The following is a 15,605-nucleotide window of genomic DNA, read 5'->3' on the forward strand; positions in this document are numbered from 1 at the left end:
ATCAACCAGCTCTTTTGCCTGGCACGTTCAGAGAGGGTCGGTGATCTCGCCAAGCATTTTGGTCAGCGCAAGGTTTTGCGAATAATCAACCTGGCAAACCACGAGCGACACGGAATCACCCGCAAGTGCGCGCTGCAGTGTCGGCAGGAGTTCGGCGGCCGCATCGACGCGGAATCCCTTCACGCCCAGGCTCTCGGCGTAGGCCACAAAATCGGGGTTGGTGAAGTCGCAATTGGAGTCACGCCCGAGCTCCAAACGCATCTTCCACTTGATCAGCCCATACGCGCCATCCTCCCATACAAGCACGACAAACGGGATCTTCTCGCGCACCGCAGTTTCCAGCTCTTGCGAATTCATCAAGAAACCACCATCTCCGGTCACCGCGAGCACCTTGCGGTCCGGGTACGCGAGCTTGGCTGCGATGGCGCCGGGGACCGCAAAGCCCATGGTAGCGAGTCCGTTCGAGATCAGGCACGTGTTTGCGGCGTAGGTCGGGTAGAGGCGCGCCATCCACATTTTCACCGCACCTGTATCTACCAGCACGATATCCTGTCGGCCCATCGCGTGGCGGATATCCGCTACCAGCCGACGCGGCCTTACCGGGAACGAATTATCGGTCGCACCGCGGTTAATCTCGTTGCGCAACAGCGAGCGGATCCTGGCGACGGCCGCGGATGCGCCGCTCGACTTCTCGCACGCACTGGCGAGCGCGTCGAGGGACTGCGAGATGTTTCCCTCAATTCCGACCGCAACGTGGTAGTGAGCATCGACCTCGGCGGGATAGCGATGAATGTGAATAATCTTCTTACGGGCATCGGGATTGAACTTCTCGGGCGCGTACTCCTGCAGGTCGTAACCCACGCAGATGATTACATCGGCACGGTCGAAGCCGAAATTTACATAGTCGTGGCTCATGAAGCCGAGCGCGCCCAAGGCGTTAGGATGATCGTCGGGAAACACGCCTTTTCCCATGAAGGTGGTGGTCACCGGAACGCTGAGCCTTTCCGCGAATCGCACAAGGGCATCGCCGGCATCGTTGCGCGCCGCCCCGTGCCCGGCAAGTACGATCGGCGCTTTGGCGCCCTTCAGCACCTCCGCCGCGCGCCTGATTTGGCCCGCCGACGGAGCCGTATCATACACAACGTTGACCGGGAGCGGCGCGGCGTCACGACGGATCGGAAGCTTCTCGACATCCTCCGGCACGGCCAGGTAGACAGCGCCGGGCCGCTCAGTCTGCGCGAGCTTGAAGGCCTTGCGGACCATCTCTGGAATTGCTTCGGATCTTAATACGATCTCGGCCCATTTGGTCACCGGACGGAACATCGTCACCAGGTCCACGCTCTGATGTGACTCCTTGTAGATTCGGGACAGAGCGACTTGCGCCGAAATCGCCACCAGCGGAGCGCTGTCGGTTTGCGCGTCGGCGACACCGAGTAACAGGTTGATCGCGCCCGGTCCGAGCGTCGCGATGCACACGCCCGCGCGGCCGGTCAGGCGCCCATACATGTCTGCCATAAACGCGGCGCCTTGCTCATGACGTACCAGGATGAAGCGAATCGACGAAGAGTTCAGTGCGTCGACGAAGTAGATGTTCTCTTCGCCGGGGATGCCAAACACATATTTCACGCCCTCATTCTCGAGGCATCGCACAAGCAAGTGGGCCGCATTCAAGCTGTTGTCTTTCGCCATGCGGCTTTCTCCTGGCCGGCTCGCAGCTCGCGCTGACAAGAGCCTCTCATCGAGCTATTGAGCGAGAGTTGAAGAGGGCCGCTTTTGTCCTCACCACTGGCCGTCCTCCAGCGCACCGTCCCAATTGCGTTCAAACCAGCATGAGTAAAGGCTTCTCGAACTCTCTATCAAATTAGTATTTCACGGAGACAACGGAAATCCGGGCTAAAGCTTCTCGACCGAAGCAAACGCGCGCTTTGCGGCGGCGACGAATGCCCGCACGCGAGCCGGATCCTTTTTCCCGCGATGGCCGGGAACGTCAGTGTGCGTAAAGGAATCGACGCCCCAGGGCCTGACGGTGGCGATCGCATCGGCGACGTTGTCGGCGGAAAGTCCGCCCGCGAGGATCACCGGGATGCGCGAGCGCTCTACGACGGTGCGGCTAATCGACCAATCGTGAGTCTCGCCGGTTGCGCCGGCAAACGGCCGACCCTTGGCGCCTGAATCCAGCATCAGGTAATCGACGCAGTCCTGATGTGCGTCGGCCTCGGTGAGCGTTTCGCCGGCGCGCACGGCAATCGCGCGCAGGAGCATGACGGGCGCGATGCGGCTGCGAATCCAGGCGCAGTCTTCGGGCTCGATCTCGCGCGCCGCCACGTGCAGGATGTCGGGCCGCACCGCGTCAACCATCGCGCAAATCTCGTCTCGATCATCGGACAGCGACAGCGCTACACCGCGCGAGCGGGGGCGGATCGCCGCAAGAATCGAGCGCGCCAATTCCGCGCCGATTGCTTCGGGTACGACACCCGGCTCGGCAATGACGAGGCCAATCAGATCGGCGCCGGCGTCGGCGGTTGCAACCGCGTCCGATACAGACGTCATGCTGTAAATCTGGACGACCATCAGCTCGCTCAGAAGTTGCGGCGGTAGGTCACGTAGTTCGCGCACACCTTGGCGCCCAGCTTTTCCGCGGTGCGGCGCGACGGCCAGTTGTCGTCGAGCACGAGCGTGTAGCTGAGAAACTTCGAGCCCTGGCGGATCAGGTGCAGGTACGAATACGAGGCCATCGCGAGGTTTACACCGCGGCCACGCGCATTCTCAAGCACGCCGATGCCGAGAATGTTGAGCTTCTCGTTATCGGCGAGCTTGCGGCCGGGATTGAGAATAGCGCCTTCCGGATTCGGGGGAGTAACCATCAGAACGCCGACCGGCTGCCCATCGCGATACGCAATCACCGAGGTCTCGAGGGCGCCGGACATCCCGAAGAAGTCGAACAGGAATGCGAGTTCGTCGGTGCTCAAGGGAGTCACGCCCCAATGACGCGCGAAGGCGGTGTTCCAGGTGTGCTCGAAATCGCGGATTCGGCGCGCGGCAGGCAGATCCTTCAGCGCGACGATTTCGAAACCGCCGCGGCGGCTCGCTTCGAGTGCGCTTTCATAGCGCGCGACCAGTTCCTGCGTCACCTCAATCTTATAGTCAACCCATCCGCGCTCGGTTTCGAATCCCGCGTCCTTGAGTAACGAGTGATAGTAGGCGGGATTCTGGCGCGCGAAGTCTGGCGGCAGGGTTTCGTAGTCGTCGATCACGAACGGAAATTCGAGCAATCCGCAGCCGGCTCGCGCCGCCGTCGCGCCATTCGCCTTCATCCACGCGGACGCCGCGTCCATCAACAGTTTGACGGCGTCGCGCGTACCGGGCATCGCCTCGAACATCACGATATGCCCGAGCGTTTCGTGCCAGTGGTGTTGATAGTGGCCGTCGATTATCGCGACGGCGCGCGCAACTATGTCGCCATCGACGCGGGCGGCGAACGGCCGGATCTTGCGCCCTTCGCCGAACGGCCTCTCGCCCATCAGGATCGGCAACTGCACCGGAACCATCGCGGGCCATCGCGCGCTGCGGTATTCGTAAACCCGATGTTGAAAAAGAATGAGCTCGGTGAGGGCTTCTTCGCCCGAAGGCGATTCGATTTTGACTGACAACTAGAGACCCTCCCAACGCGCTGACAAATCGAGCGCTTCCATTCATGTTGCCGGACAGCACGCCGGCGCGATGTCGCCTTGTTTCTGATCTCTGCGTGCGCTAACCACTACGCAGGGGCGAGCGTAGCGCCGTGCGAGTGAAAACGTCAAACAATCGCGGGCCAATGGCGTCCCCCAGGAGCGGCTGAGCGTCATGGTCGAAAAAACGATCGAGCTCACGGGTATCTCGGCCACCTCGGTCGAAGAGGCCGTGCAATTGGCAATCTCGCGCGCAGGCGTCACGATCGAAGGCATCCACAGCGCTCATGTCGAGGACATCGCCGCAATGGTCGAGGCCAATCGAGTGGTGCGATGGAAGGTTCGAGTCAAAGTGACTTTCCAGGTGAAAGACGAGCTGCACGAGTGAGTAGCTCGCGCGAGTATCCGGATTGCACTCGTGAGGGTTGATCCGGTGACCTCCGGCCACGAAGGAAGGCGGCGGAGCGCAAGGACTTACCGGTCATGCGCAACCTGCCGCTGAGAGTGATCGATGGCGACGAAAATAGTTGAGGTTCATCCGGGTATCTACGAGGTCTTTCTGCCGCTGCCGATGCGGCCGACAATCATCAACGTTTATTTGCTCGACTGTCACGGCGCATGGGCGCTTGTCGATACTGGGATGAACTCGCCCGAAAGCATCGCCGCACTCGAGGAAGCGGTGGCGGAAGTCGGGATCAAGATCGAGGATCTCGATGCGATCATCGCCACGCATCACCATATCGATCACTTCGGCGCGTCGGGCGAGATTCGCCGCCGCAGTCACGCCACGACGCACATTCATCGCCTCGAAGCCGAGCGCGCCGGCAGGATGATCGAGTTCGGAAAGATGAGCCCTCACGATCGGCCCGAGTCGCGCGCGTTTTTCATGCGCCACGGATTTCCGATCGAACAATTAGCGCCGACCGGGATGCGCCCGACGTGGATGGGGACGTCGATGTACGGGCCGGTCACGCAACCCGACAGGTTCATCGACGATCATGACGTAATCAAAATCGGCGACCGCGAACTCGAAGTGATCTGGACGCCAGGCCATTCCCCGGGTCACAATGTGCTTTACCTGCGCAAAGAGAAGGTGATGATCGTGGGCGATCATCTGTTGCCCAAAATTACTCCACACGTGGGTATCTATCCGGACGCGGAGGGAACCAACCCGCTCGGCGACTTCATCAGTTCGCAGCTGAAGGTCCAGAAATTCGAGGTAGAGCTGGTATTGCCGGCGCACGGCGGCGTGTATCACGACCACCGTCATCGCGCCAATCAATTGATAGAGCATCACCGGTATCGAGAGGCCGAAATGCTCGATTTGACGCGCAAGGCGCCGCAGACGGCGTTCGAGATCGCGCAACAAGTATTTGGGGGCGAAGAACGGCCGATATTCCATGTGATGGCGGCGACCTTCGAAACCCTTGCGCATCTGGAATTTGCCTGTTTTGGAGGCCGGGCGCGCCGGTCGGAGCGGGGCGAACGAATCGTGTTCCAGGCGTTATGAGCGAATTACGGGGGGTTTGCTAATTTTTCCAGACGGTGTATTTTGGCCCTGCTCAAACGAGCGGCGGATAGCCATGTTAGCTCGGTTAGCGGGTGGGTCCCTAGATTGAAGGAGGATGCCATGAAACGGAAGATCGGATTGGCGCTGGCTTCGGGGCTGGCATTGTTGGTCGCCGGTTGCGCGAGTCAAAGTAGCAGCGGCGCGGGAGCCGGTTCCACGGCGCCGGCAACAACCGAGACGGCAAGAAATTTCAACTTGGCCGTCAAGTGCCCCGGCGTGCACTGGGAAAAGACGCACGGCTGGTCGAATCAGCAAATTATGCAGCAGGAATCGCTCGAGGAATCGGACATTCCTGCTTGCGAGCAATGGGTTCAGGCGCAGCCCAAAGGCTACGTGCCTCCTCCGCCTCCGGGAACCCCGGTGGCAGCGAAAGCTCCTTCGACTGGCGGTGCTCCGGCTCCGGCGCCGCAGTAATACGTCTGAGGGTGGCGTGCTGCTTCGCGCAAATTGCGCGGATCTGAGCACGCCGGCATAAAAAAGCCGAGGCGGCGCGGCATCTTGCTGAGATGCGGCGCCGCCTTTCTATTTTGCGTGATTTCAGTATTTCACTCCGTCACTTAATAGCGCCGGAGGAAGGTTTTTTTCTAGCGAGTGTGGGCCGTCGCCGTGCGTTTTGCATCGCGACGTCCGGATGCACTTATACGGCCGCTGCGGACCACTGGCGAGCGCCTTGCCAAGCGCCGCGTGGACACGCCTGCAAGCTGCTGAATCCGCCAGTCGCGTAGACCCCTGTGCAGAAATTGCGGTTCGATTCCGAGCGTTTCGCAGACCGTCTCGAACGAGAAGGGGCCTTCTCCGCCTTCCCCGATTAGCCACTGCTCGGCCTCGCTGAACAGACGCTTGCGTGGTCCGCCCTTGGCGTCGGCGTTATTCTGGAAGCATCGAAGGGCGTCCTCCAGAATAGCCATCATCAGCTTCTTGACGGGCCGGATGTTACTGTCGTCGCGCCGGCTGTCGTAAAACTGCTCGGGCGTCAGAACGTCTGGCACGAAGAGATTTCCGAGAGCGCTATTTTCCCATTCCATCGTACTTTTGTCCTCACCCGACAATGCCTGCGCCAAAGCGGAATCAGGCGATCGGCGTCGGGATTCTGACTTTTGTGTTGTTCGACAGCAAGACATGCAACGATCATACCGAACTTATCGGAACCAGCCCATTGCAATTTAGCTAGCACGTTAAGCCATCATGAACGCTAAGCCGGATTGCGAGTTATTGCGAAATTCGGGGTATCGGCAGTGTTTTCGCAAATCGCTCCGCATTATGCGAATTATGCGGCCTCTGGCTGCAAGCTGACTCATTTGCGACATGCGTTACGATTTGGCCACAGACCGTCAGTCATTTGTCACTCGGATGCCATAAGCAGGCTACCCCCTCATGCCCGGAATTTTAAGGCATTATGAGCGAATTTGGAAAGCCGGATTCAGAACCCAATGGGCAGGTAAGACCAATTCAGTTCCGCGCAATACACTATTGGACGGTGTCGGGGCCGCCACTGGTGCCTGCAGGCCCACGCTTGCGCTCCTCGAGCTTGAAGGTCAGTACGTCGAGCAGGCAATCAACACGATCCGTCAGCGCCTCGAGCATCGTTTGTTTCTCGAGCGGCGTGACGTCGAGATGAAAGCACAGGAAGTTGATCAGCGCGGCGCCGCGCAGGCCGCGTTGCTCGACGATCGCGCGCCAAGCCTCATGCGCGGCCTCGCCCAGATAGCTGAACAGCATCTCGCGCAGCGCGTCCATCGTCTCGGCGTCGCAATCGAGCGCGTCGGGCCGAACCGGGCACCAATTCACCTCCGCTTGCCGATACGAGCGATCGCGAATTTCGCGCACGATGCGAAACTCGCCAACGCCCTCGAGGACCAGGTTGTAGCGTCCGTCGGCAAGCTTGATGAGACCGCCGATTTTTCCCGCGCATCCGACCTCGAAAATATCCGGAAAGGCGTGATAGTCGCGTTGCCGGTCGCCCTTGAGCAGCGCCATCCCGATCATCCCGTGCGAGTCGGCGACGTCGGCGATCATCTCGCGATAGCGCGGCTCGAAAATATGCAGAGGTACGCTCAACCCGGGAAACAACACGAGGTTGGGCAACGGAAAGATCGGAATGATAGTGGGTAATGCAGCCACGTTTTTGGACGGCGTCTGTTGGTCAGGTTAGGGCCGTTACGATCCAGCGTCAAGGAAAAGCGTCGTGGCGGCGGTCTGGTCGCGGCGGAGATACCACCGGCGCGCGGTTTTGCTATGTTTCAGTCAGACGATCCGCGACTTTGAGGAGGAGCACGATGGGTAAGATCGTCGCTGCCGTATTCACCACGCACGTACCGCGGCTGATGATCGCCGATCCGGTGGCGCGCCGGGCGTACATGGGCCGTCACGTGACGACCTTTTACGACGCGATGCCGAAGCTTGAGCGCGAGCGCCTGCGTCATCTCGAATTCGACACTTTCTTGCTGATCGATACTCACTGGTTCTCTACTTTGGAGTACGTACTCAATGCGCACGAGCGGCTGTCGGGTGTGTTTACGTCGGAAGAACTGCCGGCGATGGTGCATGACCTCGAATATGACTACCGGGGCGACCCTGAGCTTGCGCGCGGCGTTGAGATCGAGGCGCGCGAGCGCGGGATTCGCGCGATTGCGTCGGCGCATCGCAACTTGCCGGTGCACTACCCCACGCTCAACGTGATGCACTACTTCAATCACGAGGCGCGCCGCCGGGTGCTCTCGGCCAGCGTGTGTCAAACGGCGTCGGTCAAAAACGATTTGGCTTATGGCGCCGCGATCGGACAGGCTATCTGGAAATCGAATCGCCGGGTTGTGATCGTGGCGTCAGGCGGGATGTCGCACAAGTTCTGGGACTACGATCGAATTCTCGACCGCGCATCAGCGTCGCCCGACGACATCGCCTCAACGGCCAATCGTCTCTACGACGAACGAATCATGGAATGGTTCAAGGCCGGGCGGCATGACGCGGTGCTCGCCGCCGCCGACGACTACCGCGCGCATTGCACGCCCGAGGGCCGCTTCTCGCACTACATCACGATGGCCGGTGCGATGGGCGCCGACGCCTGGACCTGGCGCGGCGAGCAGTTCGGAAAGTACGAGGCCGCGATCGGAACCGGCCAGGCAATCTTTTTCTTTCAACCGTCTATCAGTGGAGCCGAGCGTGCCGCTGCCTAGCGCAATTCAGCCGGAGGCGCGCGTTGAAACTCGCACACGGAATACCGGCGATGCTGGGGACGCCGTTTCACGACGACTACCGGCTCAATGTCCGGCGCCGGTGGCGGGGGAGGGGCGCGGACGGTATCGTCATGCTCAACTATCCTGATGGCGAGACTTCGAAAGGCGGCGCGAATCTGGGGAAATCCCAAGGCACGCGAAATTGGCGAGCGCGTACTAATCACGCCTGACGACCGCGTTTTCACGATCGATCCGCCGGCGATTTTCGGCCGTCGCGCGCCGGTCGAAATCGAGATCGGCGCGGGCAAGGGCGAATTCATTATCGAGCGCGCCGCGGAATTCCCCGAGCGCGACTTTCTCGCGGTGGAACTCTCCGCGACGATCACGCGCGTGCTGGCTGTGAGATGCGGTCGCGCGGGGCTCGACAATTTGCGGGTCGTGAGAATGGACGCGCGCACGCTGGTCAATCTGATGCTGCCGGACGCGAGCGTAAGCGCGTACCATATCTACTATCCGGACCCCTGGCCCAAGGAGCGCCACGTCAAGCATCGGCTGTTCACGCCGGCGCTCGTCGCGAGTCTGTTTCGTACCGTCGAGTCGGGCGCAACCGCCTACGTCGCAACTGACGTGCGCGATTACGCGGGCGAGATCTTCCCGATGATGCTCGCGGCAGGTTTCATCCGCGCGGTCCAGCTCGCGCCCGGCGCGGATCGAACCGGGTTCGCGCGCAAGTACGTGGCTGCGGGCAAACCGGTTTTTTCGGCCTCGTTTCGCAAGCCGCGCAATTCAACAAGTCGCTGAATCTGCCCGGTTATCGCCGCCATGCCCCGAATCGGGGCTCGGGCGCAGATTGCAATGCGGAACAGCGTTGTTTAACCTTTTTGCGTCTCTCTAAGATGAAACGATTGCTGTTGATATTGGTGGCTTTTGCTCTGCTGCCCGCGACCGCGTGCAGTCTGCGCCAGAAGCCCACCGGCGAGAACTACTACGCGCAAGGCCAGCTTGATTTCGCGAACAGGGAGTACAAGGCCGCCATCGAAAACTATCAGCAGTTGATCGATAAGTTCCCGTTCAGTCCGTACGCCGAGGATGCCGAGATGAAAATCGGCCTCGCCCATTACCAGCAAAAGGATTACGCCGAAGCGATCGGCGCGCTCGACGATTTCCAGCGGATGCATCCGACCAGCAAAAACCTCGAGCTCGTCACCTACTACATCGGGATGAGTTACTACGATCAGATGGGGCGCGAGGACCAGGATCAAGGCAAGACCATGGCGGCGCTCAAGCGCTTCCAGGAATTGGAACAGCGCTTTCCGGAAGGCGACTTCGCCGAACTGGCGCACGACAAGGTCTTGGTATGCCGCGAGATGCTCGCACGTAACCAGATGATCGTCGGCAACTATTACTACAAGCGCGCGAACTTTCGCGCGGCGGAGTCGCGATTTGCCGAACTGATGCAGAAATATCCGGAGACTCCCGTCGCCCCGGACGCGCTGTTCGAGCTCGGAATTTCGCTGGAGAAAGAAGGCAAGCGATACTCGGCGGCGCAGGCTTTCGCCGCCGTCAAGAAGCATTTTCCGAACTCCAACTACGCGAAAAAAGCCCAGACCGAGTTGGCCAAGCTCCACGAACCAATCGATACCGAAGAAGATCCGCTTCCACTGGTGCTCGCCGAGACCGGCTATGGCGGAAATCCCGATGATTCGAATGCGGACAAAGTAGTGGTGCGCCAGCGCTCCGATGTTGCGTCAGCCGCTGGCTCGTCGGCATACGGATCCGACGGACTGCCAATCCTCAACGCGCCATCGTCGCCGCCCGATCTTCACAGCCGAAAGCCCGGCGGGCCGGACATGATGCCTGCGCCTGCCCCTATCCTGCCAGCGCCCACCGGCAGTATCGCCGGCGCCGCCGCCGCACAGGCGCGCGCGATGACAGGCGCCGCCGGCTCGGCGCCGGAGCCGTCGTTGCATCAGATGGAGTCGGGCGCGGGCGCGCCGGCGTCTGCGCCGTTGTCGTTAAGCGAGCCGCCCACGGCCGGCCCGGCGACCCTCAAGACGATCAGGTTGTCATCGAACGATCCACCGCTGTCGGTGATTCTTGAACTCAGCGGGCCCGTCAGCTTCGACAAAAACCTCCAGAGCAATTCCGGCGGTTCGACGGCGACGGTTGTACTCAAGCGCGTTACACCCGACTCGGCCCTGCAGACTCATCTCGTGTTCGACAAGTCGATTTTCAAGGATTGCAACGTCTCGAGCAGCTCGTCGGGAACGACCGTGACCTTGAACATGCAGCCGGTCGCGCATTTTGCAGTCGTGCCGCTCGAGGGGCCGCCGCGCCTGCTGATGACATTTACGCCGCAGGCGGGAACCCTGAAGACCAGCGCGGCGAACTGAGCTGCACAAGCCCGGCGCGCGAGCCGTGCCGCGCCGCCCGATCACGCGAAGACTTCGTCGAACCTGATACCGAGGAATTTGAGCACCACTTCGGCGTAAACCTTCAGTCCCCAGTAAAAGCCCTCGACCGGCAATCGCTCATCGTTGCCGTGATAGAGCGCGCCGAACGGCATGTGCGGATCGAGCTTGACCGGCGAAAATCCGTAACACACAGCCCCGAGCTTCGAATAGAACTTGTTGTCAGTTGCACCGGGAATCATCCAGGCAATCGCACGCGCGCCGGGATCAGCCGCCTCGACAGTCTGCTTGATCAACTCAAAGAGCGGAGTGTCAGGACTCGCCTCCGCCGGTGGTGCGGTCTTGAGCAACTCGAAAGTCGGCTCGGGACCGACTATCTGACGCAGCTCGGCCATGAAGCTCTCGGGATCTTCGCCGGGCAGGGTGCGACCGTCCAGCACGATCGTCGCCTCGCCGGGAATCACGTTGTCCTTGTACCCGGCGCGCAGAATCGTCGGCGACACCGTGTTGGCAAGCATCGGCGCGAACAGCGGCCCGGGCGATTCGATCGGCACGCCCATCTCCTCGAGCGTCCGGCGCATAAGCGGCGAGACATTCTTGCGCATCGGCGTTTTCACGATCCTGGTGATCAGCTCGGAAATTCGGGAGATCGCAGTGTCCGGGCGCGGCATCGATCCATGCCCCGGCATCGCGGTGACCTTCATCTTGATCGTGACGAAGCCCTTCTCTGCCACCTGGATCGGGTAGAATCGGCGGTTCCCGAGATGAACGGTGAAGCCGCCGACTTCGTTTAATACGTAACCCGCGCGGACCAGTTCGGGATGCCGCTCGACGAGAAATTTCGCGCCAAAATCCGAACCAGCCTCCTCGTCTGCGACCGCCGCCAGTATGACGTCGCGATTCGGCTTCGCCCCCGCCCGCTTCATCGCGGTCATCATCACGAGGTCCATCGCGCATTTGGACTTCATGTCGATCGAGCCGCGCCCCCATACGCATCCTTGCGCGATTTCGCCGCTGAACGGCTCGCGCGTCCATCCCGATCGCTCGACGGGAACGACGTCGGTATGCGACGAGAGCAGCAGGGCGCCTGCGGAAGAATCGGCACCCGTATGGCGCGCAACCAGATTGGCCCGGGTTGGAGCGCCTTCGCGGATCACGGGTTCGATGCCATGAGCGCCCAGCGCGTCCGCCAGGTAATCGGCGGCGATTCGTTCGTTGCCGGGCGGATTGGTGGTGTCGAGCCTGACCAGCGCGCGCAGACAATCAAGCGCCTCCTGCTGAATCGCCTGCCAGGAAATTCTCATTGAGTTGCCCCTTCCCTTGAACCTGTAATTGTCATAGAAAGCTACAACTTGTTACAATATAAACTTAGATATCTGAGCGTTGATTATCGTGGCTGGAACGACGCAAAGAAAGTACCTTGCAGATGTAGCCGCGGGTAATTTGTGCCCGGTGGCATCCGAGAGTGAGTGACGATACCCTCGGACCAAGGTTACAGATCGTGGGCATCATTTGTGTTGAAAGAGTCATCGTCGCGGTGCGCGATTTGGCGGCGTCGTGCGAAAACTGGCGACGGGCCGGGTTCGCCGTTGCGAATCACGAAAACGAATTCGACGGCGCCGGTATCCGTATCGCTCGGCTGGCCGCGGGTGCTGTGGAAATCGATCTCTGCGCGATGCACTCCACCGAATCTGAGTCGCCTCTGACTGAACATTTGCGCGGATCGATTGAGAATGACAATGGCGGCGCCATCATCGGATGGGTCTGGGGTGTGAAGGGCGCCTCCACCGCAGATGAGCGTGAGTCGGGGGTGGGTCGAGATCGAGAATCAATCCTGCTGCCGGGGCTATCGGAGCCTACGACCAGGGCTGCGATGCTTTCGTCCGGATTACCGGGGGTCGTTACGGCTGCCGCTCCAACTGGTCTTGACATCGAGTCGCGCCGCCAGTCGCTCAGTCGGCTTTGCGGGAGCAACGCAAACAGCGTGGACTATCTCGAGCATATCGTCGTAATGACTCCCGTGCTGGAGGACGCGATCGCTGCGAACGAGGCGATCGGCGTCCCATGCAAGCGAATCCGTGAGGTCGGCAATGGCGCCAGACAGGCGTTTTTCAAGCTCGAGCAGACCGTGCTCGAAATCGTGGGACCGGCGCGTGGACGTCCAGGATGCTGGGGGCTTGCGCTGATGTGCTCGGACATCGCGCGAGCAGTTGCAACGGCGCGTGCGGGTGGCTTGCAGGCGACGGAGCCCAAGCCCGCGATTCAGGGTGGACAGATCGCGCGAATCGTCGAGCCGCTCGATGGAGTGGCGATTGCATTCATGCAGGCCGGCCCCCGTCGCGACGACTGAGCGATCGGAGTCAGGGAGCGCCTACTGATGCGCTTTAGAACGGGCGGTGGCCGAAGAACACGGCATTTATATCGCGCTTCGACGCCGCGAGTGCGTCGCGAGATTTCGCCGCCATCGTTTTCGCCAGCTCCCGGGCGGCCGGCATCAACGCATCAGGTTTGACGACCCGGTTCAGCGTGCCCATCGCGAGCAATTCCTCCGCCCGGTAATGGCGGCACATCAGGATCGCTTCCTTCGCGCGCCACGGCCCGAGCCTGGCGGCGAGTACGCGGGCGGGAGCGCCGCGATACGGCACGTCGAGATCCACCTCCGGCACCCAGAATTCCGCACCCTCGACCGCGATTGCAAAATCGAATGCAAGCGCGAATGACCATCCGCCGCCGACTGCGTAGCCGTTGATCGCGCCAATTGTGATTTGATCCAGATGCGCGAGCACGTCGAACGCCCGGCCTATCAGCCGCGGCCATCGTTTGCCGAACTCGCCCATGCGGCGACGGCGCTCGGCGGGATCGATGACGGAACCGGCCGGGTTCTTGAACATCGCGTTGTCCGCGCCGGCGCAAAAGGCGGTTCCTTTTCCAGTCACGATCAGCGCGCGGCAATCGCGATCGTCGCGGACGGCTTGCAGATGACGCTCGAAGTCGAGGATGACTCCTTCATCGAGGCAATTGCGGCGCTCGGGGCGATTGAACGTGATCGTCGTGATCGGGCCGTCCTTCTCGACGAGGCAGTTCTCCGTCATGTGGCTCGCCTCCCCTCGTGTGGCGGTACTTCGGCGCATCGCTCACGTTGGGAATCATGCCGCGATATGGGCGCGCGGTCCATCGGTCGGCCCGGATTGAAGGAGCGCAAGCAACTCGCAACTCTTTAACTTTTTCACTTTTTCATTCTTTCACTGGCTTGCGCGGTCGCGACCGATGTTGAACAATCGCTTTTTTCACTCTCTTGAGCGGAGAGGTGGCCGAGTGGTCGAAGGCACCAGATTGCTAATCTGGCGTACTGGGTAACCGGTACCGAGGGTTCGAATCCCTCCCTCTCCGCCATACAGTCTGGCATGTTTCCCTACTTTGTGGAGAAGTGATGAAATCGGCGCGTGGGGCGCGATTCACGCGCGGCAGTGGAACCAGAGAATGCCACCTGTCCCTGCTGAAAATGTCATTGGAGCCGAATTTTGAGCAGAGTCGTTATCGAATTGACACGATGAAATGAGGCCGGTATCGATTCGGACGGCGAACCAGTCGGGCTCTTGCCGGGATTAAAGGGCCTCCGACCCCGAAAATCGTCGATGGCGGCATAGCGGCCTAGACTCCGCCCAGGTTACAGAGTCGCTGAGATCGGTCAGGCAGCGAGGCGCCGGTAGCGATGATGCAGATTCCCGACTTGCGGAATCTCTATGATTCTACCGACCTTGCGCGGCTGAATGGGCCGAGGCTCTGGGCAATCCTTATTGAGCGAGAGATGTGTACGCGAACGGTGATAGTAATCGACGTAGGACGATAGTACGCGGCGCAGATGACGCTCGTTGAAGATCACTATGTAGTCCAAACATTCGCGCCGGACCGAGCCAATCACGCGCTCGACGTATGCGTTCTGCCAGGGTGAGCGAGGTGCGGTGACGACCTCAGTGATTCCCATTGCCTCCACGCGCTTGCGAAAGAGGAAGCCATACGAAGCGTCGCGATCCCGCAGTAGATAGCGCGGCGCCGTATCCCATGGGAACGCTTCGGTTACCTGGCGCGAGAGCCACGCCGCAGTGGGATGCTGGGTGACGTCGAAGCGCACGATCCTCCGGCGCGCGTGGTTGAGGATCACGATTACATAGAGAAGCCGGAACGACGCGGTCGCGACCGCAAACATGTCGATCGCCGAGATCCCGTCGAGCTGATCGCGCAGGAAACTACGCCAGGTCGGCGAAGGCACGCCGACTCTCCGAACCATGTACTTGGCGACCGTAGCCTGGCTGACCTGAAAACCGAGCTTCAAAAGCTCCCCGTGGATCCGGGGTGCACCCCACAGCCGGTTGGCCACGCTCATCTGCCGAATCAGATCGCGGACCTTGCGGTCTGCTCTCGGTCGCCCCGCCCGTGAGCGCCAACGCCAGAACAGCCGGAAGCCTTGGCGGTGCCAGCCAACCACGGTCGCCGGCTTCACTATCATGATCGCGTCGAGGCAGCGGGGCCATATCTTGTAGAGGAGAACCCAGAGCACACGGTCGGCGAAGGCCAGCCAAGGTCGTCCCGGGCGTTGGCGACGGAGGACGGTCAACTGATGGCGGAGCGCGATGATCTCAAGCTCATGCTCCGCGCGGCTGCGGAACCGGCATGCGATCGTGGTAGAGAGCGCAGACAAAAAGGTGTGCATGCCCGCGACGCTACGGCGGCCAAGCAAAAAACTCCAGTCTTCTCGCCGCTTTCGGAATTTTCAGCAGGGACA

The 15,605-nt window shown here is 60.9% G+C and carries 15 protein-coding genes and 1 tRNA gene; 8 read left to right on the forward strand and 8 right to left on the reverse strand.

The genetic code is table 11. From position 1 onward, the window contains the following. Nucleotides 1-27: 27 nt before the first annotated feature. The 3 genes from ABR989_RS11695 to ABR989_RS11705 all read right to left on the reverse strand — a co-directional run bounded on the left by ABR989_RS11695 (nt 28) and on the right by ABR989_RS11705 (nt 3,650). A complete protein-coding gene (locus ABR989_RS11695) occupies nt 28-1,689 on the reverse strand; it encodes an acetolactate synthase large subunit (RefSeq protein WP_428128665.1) in 1,662 nt (553 codons plus the stop codon). A 204-nt stretch (nt 1,690-1,893) separates the two neighbouring features. Then, nucleotides 1,894-2,616: a phosphoribosylanthranilate isomerase gene (locus tag ABR989_RS11700; protein ID WP_428128667.1), complete on the reverse strand. Its 723-nt coding sequence runs from the start codon at nt 2,614-2,616 to the stop codon at nt 1,894-1,896. Further along, a complete protein-coding gene (locus ABR989_RS11705; protein WP_428128669.1) occupies nt 2,580-3,650 on the reverse strand; it encodes a GNAT family N-acetyltransferase in 1,071 nt (356 codons plus the stop codon). Before ABR989_RS11705 ends, ABR989_RS11700 begins: the two co-directional genes overlap by 37 nt. Nucleotides 3,651-3,843: 193 nt before the next feature. Here ABR989_RS11705 and ABR989_RS11710 point away from each other — a divergent pair, with 193 nt between their 5' ends. The 3 genes from ABR989_RS11710 (at nt 3,844) to ABR989_RS11720 (ending at nt 5,652) form a co-directional block, all read left to right on the forward strand. Then, nucleotides 3,844-4,056 (forward strand): dodecin domain-containing protein, encoded by a 213-nt coding sequence (locus tag ABR989_RS11710; RefSeq protein WP_428128671.1) that lies wholly within the window; start codon nt 3,844-3,846, stop codon nt 4,054-4,056. A 123-nt stretch (nt 4,057-4,179) separates the two neighbouring features. Beyond that, nucleotides 4,180-5,178: an MBL fold metallo-hydrolase gene (locus ABR989_RS11715; protein WP_428128674.1), complete on the forward strand. Its 999-nt coding sequence runs from the start codon at nt 4,180-4,182 to the stop codon at nt 5,176-5,178. Nucleotides 5,179-5,298: 120 nt separating this feature from the next. Then, complete coding sequence (locus tag ABR989_RS11720; protein WP_428128676.1) at nt 5,299-5,652, forward strand: hypothetical protein; 354 nt, start codon at nt 5,299-5,301, stop codon at nt 5,650-5,652. Between the two features lie 170 nt (nt 5,653-5,822). Here ABR989_RS11720 and ABR989_RS11725 read toward each other — a convergent pair whose 3' ends face one another. Together ABR989_RS11725 and ABR989_RS11730 are read right to left on the reverse strand one after the other, a co-directional pair. Next, nucleotides 5,823-6,263 carry a hypothetical protein gene (locus tag ABR989_RS11725; protein ID WP_428128677.1) on the reverse strand — a complete coding sequence of 147 codons (441 nt, stop codon included), beginning with the start codon at nt 6,261-6,263 and terminating at the stop codon, nt 5,823-5,825. Between the two features lie 442 nt (nt 6,264-6,705). Next, entirely contained in the window at nt 6,706-7,359 is a 654-nt protein-coding gene (locus tag ABR989_RS11730) for an LON peptidase substrate-binding domain-containing protein (protein WP_428128679.1), read from the reverse strand. 155 nt (nt 7,360-7,514) lie between these two features. Between ABR989_RS11730 and ABR989_RS11735 the strand changes: the two genes are divergently transcribed. The 3 genes from ABR989_RS11735 to ABR989_RS11745 all read left to right on the forward strand — a co-directional run bounded on the left by ABR989_RS11735 (nt 7,515) and on the right by ABR989_RS11745 (nt 10,804). Next, nucleotides 7,515-8,411 carry a DODA-type extradiol aromatic ring-opening family dioxygenase gene (locus ABR989_RS11735; protein ID WP_428128681.1) on the forward strand — a complete coding sequence of 299 codons (897 nt, stop codon included), beginning with the start codon at nt 7,515-7,517 and terminating at the stop codon, nt 8,409-8,411. Nucleotides 8,412-8,558: 147 nt separating this feature from the next. Then, entirely contained in the window at nt 8,559-9,212 is a 654-nt protein-coding gene (gene trmB / locus ABR989_RS11740; protein WP_428128682.1) for a tRNA (guanine(46)-N(7))-methyltransferase TrmB, read from the forward strand. A 95-nt stretch (nt 9,213-9,307) separates the two neighbouring features. After that, on the forward strand, nt 9,308-10,804 hold the full coding sequence (locus tag ABR989_RS11745; protein ID WP_428128685.1) for an outer membrane protein assembly factor BamD: 1,497 nt from the start codon (nt 9,308-9,310) through the stop codon (nt 10,802-10,804). Between the two features lie 41 nt (nt 10,805-10,845). On the opposite strand, the gene ABR989_RS11750 is transcribed toward ABR989_RS11745, so the two are convergent. After that, on the reverse strand, nt 10,846-12,126 hold the full coding sequence (locus ABR989_RS11750) for a M20/M25/M40 family metallo-hydrolase (protein WP_428128687.1): 1,281 nt from the start codon (nt 12,124-12,126) through the stop codon (nt 10,846-10,848). 197 nt (nt 12,127-12,323) lie between these two features. On the opposite strand from ABR989_RS11750, the gene ABR989_RS11755 reads away from it, so the two are divergent. Continuing rightward, entirely contained in the window at nt 12,324-13,172 is an 849-nt protein-coding gene (locus tag ABR989_RS11755) for a VOC family protein (protein WP_428128689.1), read from the forward strand. Nucleotides 13,173-13,206: 34 nt separating this feature from the next. Here the strand turns inward: ABR989_RS11755 and ABR989_RS11760 are convergent, their stop codons facing one another. Continuing rightward, entirely contained in the window at nt 13,207-13,914 is a 708-nt protein-coding gene (locus ABR989_RS11760; RefSeq protein ID WP_428128692.1) for an enoyl-CoA hydratase/isomerase family protein, read from the reverse strand. A gap of 209 nt (nt 13,915-14,123) precedes the next feature. Here ABR989_RS11760 and ABR989_RS11765 point away from each other — a divergent pair. Further along, nucleotides 14,124-14,215, forward strand: a tRNA-Ser gene (locus ABR989_RS11765). A 295-nt stretch (nt 14,216-14,510) separates the two neighbouring features. On the opposite strand, the gene ABR989_RS11770 is transcribed toward ABR989_RS11765, so the two are convergent. Next, nucleotides 14,511-15,206 carry an integrase core domain-containing protein gene (locus ABR989_RS11770; RefSeq protein ID WP_428128694.1) on the reverse strand — a complete coding sequence of 232 codons (696 nt, stop codon included), beginning with the start codon at nt 15,204-15,206 and terminating at the stop codon, nt 14,511-14,513. Nucleotides 15,207-15,605 lie beyond the last annotated feature (399 nt).

Origin of the sequence: Binatus soli (SeqCode), assembly GCF_050015535.1 — a bacterium.
Classification (GTDB): domain Bacteria; phylum Desulfobacterota; class Binatia; order Binatales; family Binataceae; genus Binatus; species Binatus soli.

What these genes read in the sequence shown, in the direction of transcription:
- ABR989_RS11695 (WP_428128665.1), bottom strand. Translation starts at nt 1,689, where the DNA reads ATGGCGAAAGACAACAGCTTGAATGCGGCCCACTTGCTTGTGCGATGC.
- ABR989_RS11710 (WP_428128671.1), top strand. Translation starts at nt 3,844, where the DNA reads ATGGTCGAAAAAACGATCGAGCTCACGGGTATCTCGGCCACCTCGGTC.
- ABR989_RS11715 (WP_428128674.1), top strand. Translation starts at nt 4,180, where the DNA reads ATGGCGACGAAAATAGTTGAGGTTCATCCGGGTATCTACGAGGTCTTT.
- ABR989_RS11720 (WP_428128676.1), top strand. Translation starts at nt 5,299, where the DNA reads ATGAAACGGAAGATCGGATTGGCGCTGGCTTCGGGGCTGGCATTGTTG.
- ABR989_RS11725 (WP_428128677.1), bottom strand. Translation starts at nt 6,263, where the DNA reads ATGGAATGGGAAAATAGCGCTCTCGGAAATCTCTTCGTGCCAGACGTT.
- ABR989_RS11735 (WP_428128681.1), top strand. Translation starts at nt 7,515, where the DNA reads ATGGGTAAGATCGTCGCTGCCGTATTCACCACGCACGTACCGCGGCTG.
- trmB (WP_428128682.1), top strand. Translation starts at nt 8,559, where the DNA reads ATGGCGAGACTTCGAAAGGCGGCGCGAATCTGGGGAAATCCCAAGGCA.
- ABR989_RS11745 (WP_428128685.1), top strand. Translation starts at nt 9,308, where the DNA reads ATGAAACGATTGCTGTTGATATTGGTGGCTTTTGCTCTGCTGCCCGCG.
- ABR989_RS11750 (WP_428128687.1), bottom strand. Translation starts at nt 12,126, where the DNA reads ATGAGAATTTCCTGGCAGGCGATTCAGCAGGAGGCGCTTGATTGTCTG.
- ABR989_RS11760 (WP_428128692.1), bottom strand. Translation starts at nt 13,914, where the DNA reads ATGACGGAGAACTGCCTCGTCGAGAAGGACGGCCCGATCACGACGATC.
- ABR989_RS11770 (WP_428128694.1), bottom strand. Translation starts at nt 15,206, where the DNA reads ATGAGCGTGGCCAACCGGCTGTGGGGTGCACCCCGGATCCACGGGGAG.